Origin of the sequence: Cupriavidus sp. CuC1 (assembly GCF_044627735.1) — a bacterium.
Taxonomy (GTDB): domain Bacteria; phylum Pseudomonadota; class Gammaproteobacteria; order Burkholderiales; family Burkholderiaceae; genus Cupriavidus; species Cupriavidus ulmosensis.
In genome coordinates, this window is record NZ_JBIUHC010000247.1 from 1 (window position 1) to 9,833 (window position 9,833).

A 9,833-nucleotide genomic window follows, 5' to 3' on the forward strand; every position below is an offset into this window, starting at 1 on the left:
TCTCTGCGTTGTTGGCTCCAGATGCAATGCGGACCTGGACCCCGAAGGCGCTGCAGCAGTATCGCGACGATATTGAGGATGTTTGCCAGTGCCTGGAAGATCCGTGGACGGCAAAAATTGACTCCGTCGATGGGCGCGAGCACTCGATCATCCACAGTTCGGCCGAGAACGTCTCCATATATCTCCGCAACATCGACGTGCTGTGGGAACTGGGGGTCAAACCAAGGACGCGATCGTAGTCCCACGCCCAAGTGTGCAACGCGCAACACCGCAGCCGTCAGACTCCCAGCCTGGCGTGTCCTTCCGTTGCGCCTCCACACAAAGCTCAACGCAACGAAGACTGGTGCCACGGGCACGCAACACGTGCTAGCCCAAAAAGTGGGGGGCCTGTGGAAAATCCGTCCGTCTTCCGGCTGAAATACAACAAAACCTGAAAACCAAAACCAACGCAACACTAGGCCATAGGTGCCAAGAATGCCTGGATAGTTATGCTATATAACAATGAGTGCGGCAATCCCATTGGTTTGAATGGGACCCCGACAGCTGCGAAAGCCTGCAGGCAGCGACGCCGCCCACGGCTCGATATCCAGCCGCGGTCTTGGGGTTGGCAGCAATGCGCAAGCCTGCGCAGATTGCTACTCGGATCCAGGTAGTGATGATGTCCGAGAGGATGAGCCCCGAGGGTATGCGGGAGTTGGACGTCCCGAACAATCGCTTCGTCGTCAGCGCATTGACCCGACCCGAGCGCGTTAGGCCGCCATGCCGAATTGTGTAGGGATGGAAACCGTCTGTGTAAGCTCGTCCACTCATCATGGATTCGGTCCATCCACTTGGCGCGGTACAAGTCCGTCAGCGCAAGGCGCATCAAGAGGTCTCGCAATGGGGCTGGATAAAGAACGCAGGCATCGTATACAACTGCGAAATTAGACGCCATACTCAATAGCCCATGTCAAGCTCTTGTGCCTGAGCGGAGAGCTCGTCCAACGCCTTGCGTCGCGCTTCATCGATGCGTTGTTTATAACTAACCACGTCCTGATAGAGCACGCGTCGATGCGTGTTCACCTTCCGGAACGGGATATCCCCCTTTTCCAGCAGTTGAACCAGATATGGCCGCGAAACGTTGAGCAGGTCTGCGGCTTCCTGTGTAGTCAACTCGGCATGGATTGGGATGATCGAAACAGCGTTCCCTTGCCCGATTTCGGCCAGCACTTCAACCAGAAGCTTCAGCGCCGAGGTCGGCAGGGTGACGCTGCGCATCTCTCCCCTGTCGGTCTTGAAGTCAAATTGCTGCGTTATCGGTGTAGCTTGATGGCGTGAAGTGTCGTATACGACACCCATCCTTCAGGGTGCGACTTTCACACATGAAAGTTACGAGCCGACACTCTCGAAAATGCGCCTATTGCGGCATGTACGAGGGGTCGAATGGCGCGCAAGTAGGGGTTTCCGTACTTTTTACGCTTGCCCAGAGGGCCGCTTACAGCAAGGCTCCGCAGGCTACCTCTTTCGCGAGGCAGGCAATTTAGCAAGTCCTTGATCCGTATGGTTTTTCGGATCAAAACCGCCAGATTTTGCGTAAAAAAGTACGACGATCTCAACAAGCGCGATGCGTTGCGCGGCGAGCTTCGCGCGTGGCGACGACGAGACAGGCGGCCATCATGCCCAGCCCTTCCTGTCATCTTCGCCCTCCCAGCGGTGCCGTCTCCCGATTTCGGGCCCACACTTGGCCAGCTCCCATATGCCCGCACGGACCGTGCCGCGTGTCCGACCAGTTGACCATTGACGCGAGCTTCTCTTTTCTCGGCGGCCAAACTCCTGCGCACAGTATGCCTCATACGTCACCATCTTTAATCGAAATTGATTCGAGAATGATTTTAGAAGCATTCTCCGATCATTTTTGATGTAAGATTGATTGGAGATCAACGTCGAATCATTCCTGAGTCACCCAGATGGCAAGAATCGAACTGTTCGAGGGCATCCTAAAGCTCTTCAGGGACCGCGCCGCCGCGGGCCAGGTCGAATTGCGTCGCCGCGACGTGGAAGGCGCTGTGGATGCGCCTCCGGCCACCGTTCTCCGTTATCTGGAACGGCTTGAGGCCGACGGGATGATCGAGCGGCTTGGCAGGTCTTCCAGCACGCGATACCGGCTCGTGGGATTGGCGCAACCGGTCGCCCGGGTATCGAGCACGCCACCAGCAGCAGCGCCGGTGGGAACTGCCGCGCTGACCTGGTCCGCCGAGGCTAGGAATCTGATGGCCAAACTCGATGCTCCATTGGGCGTACGTACCCCCGTCAGCTATCAACGGAAGTTTGTCGACGACTACCAGCCAAACCAGACCTTCTTGCTTCCCGAGTCCCTGGCCAACGAGTTATACAGCGAAGGCCGGATGCAAGGCCAGCAGCCAGCAGGTACATACGCGCGCAATGTCATCGCTCCGCTGCTGATCGATCTGTCGTTCTCATCCTCTCGTCTTGAGGGGAACAGGTACTCCAGGCTTGATACGGAGGTCTTGTTCAAAGCGGGGCGTGCAGATCCCGGCGATCGGGATGCGACGATGCTCCTGAACCACAAGCAGGCCATCGAGTTCCTGATTGATGAGGTTCCGCTATACGGATTGAGCGTACCGATCATTCGCAACCTCCATACGCTGTTGATGCAAGGGTTGCTCAAGGATGAGGATGCACTCGGGACCATCCGCAATAAGGTGGTAAGCATCAGCAATACCGTGTACGTCCCCTCGCACGCCCCGCAATTGCTAGACGAGATGCTGACGCAGATCGTCGAGAAGGCAAAAGTGATCAAAAATCCCGCGGAAGCAGCGTTCTTCCTTTGGGTGAACATTGCATACCTCCAACCTTTCGAGGATGGGAACAAGCGTACCAGTCGTCTCAGCGCAAACATCCCGCTTCTGCTCTACAACTGCGCCCCGCTCAGTTTCCTCGATGTCAGCGATGACGACTACGGTAGAGCTAGGATCGGCGTCTACGAACTGCTTGATGCCAGTATCGCTGCCGACCTGTTTGCCTGGACTTATCGCCGATCAATCGCGAAGTATGCCGCCCAGATCGCGGCGGCCGGGCAGCCCGATCCATTCCGAGCAAAGTATCGAGAGACGATCCACGAAGTCGTCGCGCAGGTTGTGCGAGACCGAGAGCCCCTAACCAAAGTGATCGCGGATCTCGGCCTAGAGCCTGGCATTGCTGCCCAACTCCAGGAGATGGTCAAAGGTGATCTCTTCAGGCTTGGAGAGCACAATTTCTCTCGTTACCGCCTACGGATGAGAGAGGTACAGCAGTGGCTCGCCGACGGCCGGCCAGTAGGCGACTGATCGGAATGCGCGGCAAGCCCCGGCCATCAGACCGGAGGCCAAGGATGGCGACAGCACCTGCGACAGCGCCACCAACCGCGCGAAATGAAATCTCTCTATCACGGTCACCGGTCTCCAGCAGTGATCATCAGTCAGGCAGTACGCTGGCATTTCCGGTTTCAACTCAGCCTGCGTGATATTGAAGAACTGTTGTTCGAGCGCGGTATCGTCGTGAGCTATGAGACGATCCGTCGCTGTTGCGACAAGTTCGGCGCGGGCTTCGCACATCGCGTCAAGGCTATCCGCCGCAAGCCAAGCAGTATCTGGCACCTCGACGAAATGTTCGTTACGCTGCGCGGCGAGCCTTATCCGCCGTGGTGTGCAGTCGATCAGCACGGCGCCGAACTTGATATCCTGCTGCAGAAGCGGCGTGACAAGGCCGCGGCAAAACGGTTCTTCAAACGCGTACTCGCGGCCTGTCCTGAGGTGCCGCACAAGATCGTCACTGACCAGTTGCGCAGCTATCCGGCGGCGAAGGCCGAGATCCCCGAACTCGCGCACGTCAAGCACGTGTTCGTCAAAGCCGCTGCCCGGGTGAACAATCGGCCGAGAACAGTCACCTGCCGGCCCGCGAGCGGGAGCGGCGCATGCGTGGTTTTCGCGACCCGAGGCGCACGCAGGCATTCCTGTCGAGCTTCGGTCCCGTCCGGCAGCACTTCGCGCTCACGCGCCATCTGCTGCGCGCGGCCTTCTATCGCAAACAGCTTGCTGTTCGTCGATGAATCTCGTCGTCCACTATGTCATCGCAGCGGTGTGCATCTATAGCGCCTATGACTTTGGCGCGGTCGAGGCGTCTGGTTGGCTCACCCTGCCATTGCCGCCGCCGTAGAACAAAACAAAAGTGACGCCGCCTCGGAGAAGGCAGCCTTGGTGGTAGGAGTCTGGACACCAGCAAATTGCGTTTGGCATGACGACTGCTGACCCTCTCTGGATCACCTACCCAACGCCCGCATATGCTGACGGGCAAGTCCGCGACAAAAGTCGGCACATGCCGAGTCAAACCTGGAAACGCGACACGCCGGTGCGCAAGCCGTCGGCAACTAGCGTCAGCTCGTCGATCGCCTGGCTGGACTGCCGCAGGGATTCCACGGTTTGCTGGGCGGCCTCGGACAACTGCATCAGCGCCTGGTTGATCTGTTCGGCGCCGCCGGCCTGGGCCTGCATGCCCTCGTTGACCATTTGCACCCGGGGGGCCAGCGACTGCACCTGGCCGATGATCTGGGAGAGCTGGTCGCCCACTTGGCTCACCTCCGACATGCCGCGGCGCACTTCCTCGGAAAACTTGTCCATCCCCATCACGCCGGCCGCCACCGCGGACTGGATCTCCCGCACCATCTGCTCGATATCGTAGGTGGCAACCGCAGTCTGGTCGGCCAGGCGCCGGATCTCGGTGGCCACCACAGAGAAGCCGCGGCCGTATTCGCCGGCTTTCTCGGCCTCGATGGCGGCGTTCAGGGAAAGCAGGTTGGTCTGGTCCGCCACCTTGGCGATGGTGGTGACGACCTGATTGATATTGCCCGCCTTCTCATTGAGCGTGGCCAGCTTGGCGTTGACCGAGCCGGCGGCTTCCATCACGTGGTGCATGGTCGATTCCATGCGCGACAGGCTCACCTGGCCGGTGCCGGCCAGGCCGGCGGTCTGTTCGGCGGCGCCGGAAACCTCGGCCATGGTGCGGACCAGGTCGCGCGAGGTGGCCGAGATCTCGCGAGAGGTAGCGCCGATCTCGGTGGTGGTGGCGGCGGTTTCCGTGGCGGTGGCCTGCTGCTGGCGCGCGGTGGCTGCGATCTCGTTGACCGAGGTGGTCACCTGGATGGCCGAGCGCTGGGCCTGGCCGACCAGTCCGGTGAGTTCGCCGGTCATCTGGTTGAAGCCCTGCTCTATCTCGAGGAATTCGTCCTTGCGGTTCAGCGACAAGCGCTGGCTCAGATCGCCGCCGCGCATGAGGGCGAGCAGACCCACGATGCCCTGCATGGGCACGGTGATGGCGCGCAAAAGTAGATAGCCGCAGATCGCAGCGGCGAAAGCTGCCACCAGCAAGGCCACCTCAATGCTCGTCTTGGCCAGATCGACCGAGCCGGCGATATTGGCTGCGCCCTTCTGGGCCATGCTATCGTTGTCAGCGACCAGGGCCTGCGCTGCCTTGCGGCCCTCGACCCAGGTGGTGTGGAGCGGGCCGAGAAGGGCGGCCTGAGCTGCTGCGGCGCCAGGCCAGGCAGTGGGCTCACTGAAGATGCGAGACGCCTGTTCGTAGTTGGCGCGGATTTCCTTGTAGGCATGGAAGCGCATCCGGTCGTCGTCACGGAAGATGGTGGCTTCGTAGCCTTGCTCCAAAGCGTCCAAGCGCTGCTTGGCGTCGCGTGCCAGCCCGAAATAACGCTGGCGTTCTTCGTCACTGGACGCGGTCATCGTCTGCCAGCCCAGGACATAGAGTTCGCTCCATGTGGCGCGCAGCGCAGTGCTGTAATGGAGTCCGGGCAGGGCGTCCTTCTGCATAACGTCGCTTTCGCGATTGATTGCCGACAGCCGGTTGTGCGCGACCACCCCCATCAGCGCCATGATCAGCAGGATGAAAGCGAAGCTGGCCAGGATGCGCGTACGGATGGTCCAGTAGTTCACGGTGCGGTTCTCTTTAGGATTCTTGTGGGAATGCAGTGCGCTGCAAGCAACTGCCGTAGCGGTCAGGGCGACTGCCGGGGCCGGAGTCGCCTAGGTTACTGCAAGGGATCAGGCGTTTCAATGGCGCCCGCGCGTCGCCCCAATTAGGCGGGCGCGCTGCGACGAGCGATCCTTCATATGGTAGGGGCATAGAATTGTCCGGCAGCGGCTAGGCGTATTCCCTGTATCTTACGCAGTGTGATCATGGGCTCGACGTCTGCCAGAAGGATGCGCGTACCGCAGAGCATTTTGAAACCGAGCCTGGACTAAATGACTCGATCGACCGCCCGACGATCATGCTCGACGACCTTATTCAAGTACATGTCCTCGCGGACCGTCCATTCCGAGCTATCGTTGTGAACGATTTGCTGATTGGCCTGGGTCCAATCCATCCATGGAAGTTGAGGCGAACGAGCCGGCGATACATGTTCATTTTTCCTTCACCAGCCACGACGAGTGCGAGGAGATCCGGCGAGAACTGCAGCGAGAGAAAGCTCGCACGGTACCAGTGTGTAAGATCAGTGCTACGCGGAATACTTAACGGAATTTCTGGCCTGCTGTGCTTGTCTAAAGCTACGGTAGAATCATTCATTTCCAACGGAGAGTGAAAATGGCGACCTACAAGCAACTCTTGGCAGAAAAAGAGAAAATCGAAGCTCAGATTGCCGAAGTCCGTGCAACCGAAGTGGCTGGTGTTATCGAGAAGATCCGAGTTCTAATGGTCGAGTTCTCCCTTACTGCCGACGACCTGCAACCACGGCGCCGCCGTGGCCGACCAGCGTCGGGCGAAAAGACCGCGATGGCCCCGCGCACAGTCCTGCCACCCAAGTACCAAGACCCCAAAACGGGCGCGACCTGGACTGGCCGTGGCCGGGCTCCCGCTTGGCTTGGCAAAAATCGGGATAAATTTCTGATCGCTGAGGCCTGACTCGGATACTCGGGCGTCAGTTTCATGCGGCCACCACGGCCATACCAGCCGACTTGCTGCACGCAGAACCTGCGCCCCGCACCCTGGACAATCAGTGCCTTGCGAACCGATGGTAAACCGAGCCGCACTACCGTCAACGATAGCGGTCGACGTGCCTACAGGCGGCATTCCACCGATCCAGGAGTCCATTTCCGCCTTCGGCAAACCAGCCTCCGCTGGCAGGAGCGTGTGGGAAGGCCGACGCTCGCCTGGGGCGGTTCTATGAAGCCCAAAACGGACAAGGGGCTTGTGGTGCGGCGGTTGGTCGGCTTTGGGCGCCTGAGCGGCGCCGATGCCACGAAAGCCCTGGCGCAGTTGTATGCGTCATCGCGGCTGTACATCAACTTCTTCCAACCTTCGTTCAAGTTGACGTCGAAGACGCGCGACGGCGCGCGTGTGCACAAGGTCTACTTCGCGCCGGCGACGCCGTGCGATCGGCTTCTGGCCCACGGTAGCGTTGAGCCTTCGATCAAAGAGAAACTGACAGCGCAGTTTAAAAGCCTGGATCCTGTGCGGCTGCTGCAAGAGATCCGGCTTGCTCAGCAGACGTTGAGCGACATCGCGGCCCACGGCGTGCTCACCGAAGCGGCGCCAGCGGGCGAATCAGACGTTGCCGTCTTCCTCGCGAGCCTGTCTTCGGCGTGGGTCGACGGGGAGGCGCGTCCAACGCATCGCAAGCGGCCCAGCGCAAAGCACTGGTGGAGGAGTCGGGTGGATCCGTTCGCCGACGCGTGGCCGCTTGTCGAAGGGTGGCTAATTGCCGAGCCCTCTGCGTCGGCCACCGAATTGATGGATCGGTTGGCCGCGATGGTTCCGGACGCGTATGCCAGCAAGGCACAACTGCGGACGTTGCAGCGCCCAGTCGAGGCGTGGCGCGTCGAGCGCGCGAAAGAAATGGTCCTGGGCGGCCTGCGCAAGTCCGCCGTCATGCCGACTGAAGTGTAGAAACCGTCGCGAAAAATCTGGAGGTCGAGGGGGCCGGGCGCTTCGCGCCCGGCAAGCCATGAAAAAAGAGATGAAGAAGAAGGCAAAACGACAACAAATCGTCGGGTAACATTCCTTCGTGAGGCAACACGACCGGACAAAATGATTGTCGCCGCCCATGCATCGTTAGCTGCTATTCGTGAGGCTCTGATGCGACGGCGCCACGATTCGGTTCCGGTGCAAGGACGATGGCTAGGCAGAGCGCTAAGAGGGTACCTCAACTACCACGCGGTGCCAGGCAACATGTGCCGCCTGGGGGGATTTCTCAGCGAAGCGCACCGCGCATGGCGGCACGCACTGATGCGGCGGAGTCAGCGCCCCAGGATACGTGGGCTCGGTTCAAACGCCTAATCAAGAAGTACCTGCCCCCGTGCCGGGCTGTCCACCCGCTCCCGGCGGAGCGGTTTCACGCCAGAACCTCTGGTAGGAGCCGTATGCGGTAGTCCCGCAAGTACGGATCTGTGCGGGGGGCGATGGGTAACCATCGCCCCTACCGCGACCCTGAGTCCCACGCCAGTGCTCGATCTCCTGCCGTTACTTTTTGCAGGGAAAACAAGGAGCCCCCTTCCACGCAAGACTGACCGCCAGAACATCGGCAATTTCAGCCGCGATGGACGCCAGGCGCACGCGCTCAAGCATGTCGAGATAGACGTCGCCAGGATAGGTGGAGTCATCAAAGTCCGCCGCATGGCGGCACAGCAGGGCTTCCAGTTCTTTCGGGTTCTTCATCGGACAGGATGGCGCAATGGACCGCAAGGGCCGAACAGGCCTGATCAGGTTGTATCGGCAGATGTGGCGATTCATTGAGGACAATACCTGGTGCCGACTGTCTCCGCCGCGTGGCGAGCATAGAGCGAGGAGTCATCAAGGCCGATCCGTGACATGTGGGTCATGGCTCATCCGCCTCCAGCGCGCCGCCGGTGTCTGCGTCGCGATTTTCGAGCCGTGCCTTCGACAGGGCGACCGCCTCATGGAGCTTCTGCTCCAGCAATTGCCGGGGCGGCAGCTCGGTCAAATACTCAGCGACATGAATGCCGGTCTGGTCCAGCTCTAACAGCTCGATGTGCTCGTGTTTCTTGCCAGTGCAGAGGATGATGCCTAGCGGTGGCGCTTCTCCAGGCTCCTGCTCGTGTTTGGCGAGCCAGCGAAGGTAAAGCTCCATCTGTCCTTTATCTGCGGCCTTGAACTCGCCCAGCTTCAGCTCGATCGCCACCAGGCGTTTTAGGCGGCGATTGTAGAATAGCAGGTCGATATAGAAATCGTCGTTGTCAATCTGCAGCCGCTTCTGGCGAGCAACAAAGGTGAAGCCTGCTCCCAATTCCAGCAGAAAATGCTCCAGCTCGCGCAGGATGGCGTCCTCGAGGTCTCGCTCCAGATAGCGATCCCGCAATCCCAGGAAATCGAGGACATAGGGATCCTTCAGCACCAAGCCGGGGCTTAGTTCGCCGCGTTCGCGCAGCGCTGTAAGCTCTTCGGCTAAAAGCTCATCCGATTTGCGGGACAACGCGGTGCGCTCAAATAACATCGAGTCCAGGCGATCCTGGAGGGTGCGAGTGCTCCAGCCCTCGTTGCGGCACATCTCAAGGTAGAACTCACGCTTGAGTGGGTCATCAATGTAAATCAGGCTGCGGAGGTGGGTCCAACTCAATTGTCTACTCAGTGCGTAGACAATGTCCTCGCTCGGAAAAGCCTCAGCGAAGCGCAGCATGTGCCGCAAATTCTTGGCGCTGAAGCCACGACCGTGCTCTGCCTCCAACCGCCGCGACAGAGAAACGACGATCTGCTGTAAGCGCTAAATCCAGCACACCTTGAGTATTCAAGGAGTTCCGGACTTTGGGCGACGATCAGTCTCGCTCAGGCTG

The 9,833-nt window shown here is 59.8% G+C and carries 5 protein-coding genes and 5 pseudogenes; 5 read left to right on the forward strand and 5 right to left on the reverse strand.

The features are described 5' to 3' along the window. Positions 1–239, forward strand: a pseudogene (locus ACGLHR_RS48625) (hypothetical protein); the annotation flags it as partial. Between the two features lie 560 nt (positions 240–799). Here the strand turns inward: ACGLHR_RS48625 and ACGLHR_RS48630 are convergent. Then, a pseudogene (locus ACGLHR_RS48630) lies at positions 800–934 on the reverse strand (PIN domain-containing protein); the annotation flags it as partial. Between the two features lie 2 nt (positions 935–936). Next, positions 937–1,293, reverse strand: a pseudogene (locus tag ACGLHR_RS48635) (excisionase family DNA-binding protein); the annotation flags it as partial. Positions 1,294–1,946: 653 nt separating this feature from the next. Between ACGLHR_RS48635 and ACGLHR_RS48640 the strand changes: the two are divergent. Both ACGLHR_RS48640 and ACGLHR_RS48645 read left to right on the forward strand, forming a co-directional pair. Continuing rightward, positions 1,947–3,326 (forward strand): Fic family protein, encoded by a 1,380-nt coding sequence (locus ACGLHR_RS48640; protein WP_400102906.1) that lies wholly within the window; start codon positions 1,947–1,949, stop codon positions 3,324–3,326. Between the two features lie 84 nt (positions 3,327–3,410). Further along, positions 3,411–4,087 (forward strand): annotated as a pseudogene (locus tag ACGLHR_RS48645) (IS6 family transposase). Between the two features lie 274 nt (positions 4,088–4,361). Here the strand turns inward: ACGLHR_RS48645 and ACGLHR_RS48650 are convergent. After that, on the reverse strand, positions 4,362–5,981 hold the full coding sequence (locus ACGLHR_RS48650; protein WP_400102908.1) for a methyl-accepting chemotaxis protein: 1,620 nt from the start codon (positions 5,979–5,981) through the stop codon (positions 4,362–4,364). 649 nt (positions 5,982–6,630) lie between these two features. Between ACGLHR_RS48650 and ACGLHR_RS48655 the strand changes: the two genes are divergently transcribed. Then, positions 6,631–6,948: an H-NS family nucleoid-associated regulatory protein gene (locus ACGLHR_RS48655; protein ID WP_400102910.1), complete on the forward strand. Its 318-nt coding sequence runs from the start codon at positions 6,631–6,633 to the stop codon at positions 6,946–6,948. Positions 6,949–7,209: 261 nt separating this feature from the next. Next, complete coding sequence (locus tag ACGLHR_RS48660; protein WP_400102912.1) at positions 7,210–7,932, forward strand: hypothetical protein; 723 nt, start codon at positions 7,210–7,212, stop codon at positions 7,930–7,932. A 573-nt stretch (positions 7,933–8,505) separates the two neighbouring features. Here the strand turns inward: ACGLHR_RS48660 and ACGLHR_RS48665 are convergent. Both ACGLHR_RS48665 and ACGLHR_RS48670 read right to left on the reverse strand, forming a co-directional pair. Further along, entirely contained in the window at positions 8,506–8,775 is a 270-nt protein-coding gene (locus ACGLHR_RS48665; protein ID WP_400102914.1) for a hypothetical protein, read from the reverse strand. Positions 8,776–8,860: 85 nt separating this feature from the next. Next, positions 8,861–9,757: pseudogene (locus ACGLHR_RS48670) on the reverse strand (YhcG family protein); the annotation flags it as partial. Between the last annotated feature and the right edge of the window lie 76 nt (positions 9,758–9,833).

What these genes read in the sequence shown, in the direction of transcription:
- ACGLHR_RS48655 (WP_400102910.1), top strand. Translation starts at nt 6,631, where the DNA reads ATGGCGACCTACAAGCAACTCTTGGCAGAAAAAGAGAAAATCGAAGCT.
- ACGLHR_RS48660 (WP_400102912.1), top strand. Translation starts at nt 7,210, where the DNA reads ATGAAGCCCAAAACGGACAAGGGGCTTGTGGTGCGGCGGTTGGTCGGC.
- ACGLHR_RS48665 (WP_400102914.1), bottom strand. Translation starts at nt 8,775, where the DNA reads ATGAATCGCCACATCTGCCGATACAACCTGATCAGGCCTGTTCGGCCC.
- ACGLHR_RS48640 (WP_400102906.1), top strand. Translation starts at nt 1,947, where the DNA reads ATGGCAAGAATCGAACTGTTCGAGGGCATCCTAAAGCTCTTCAGGGAC.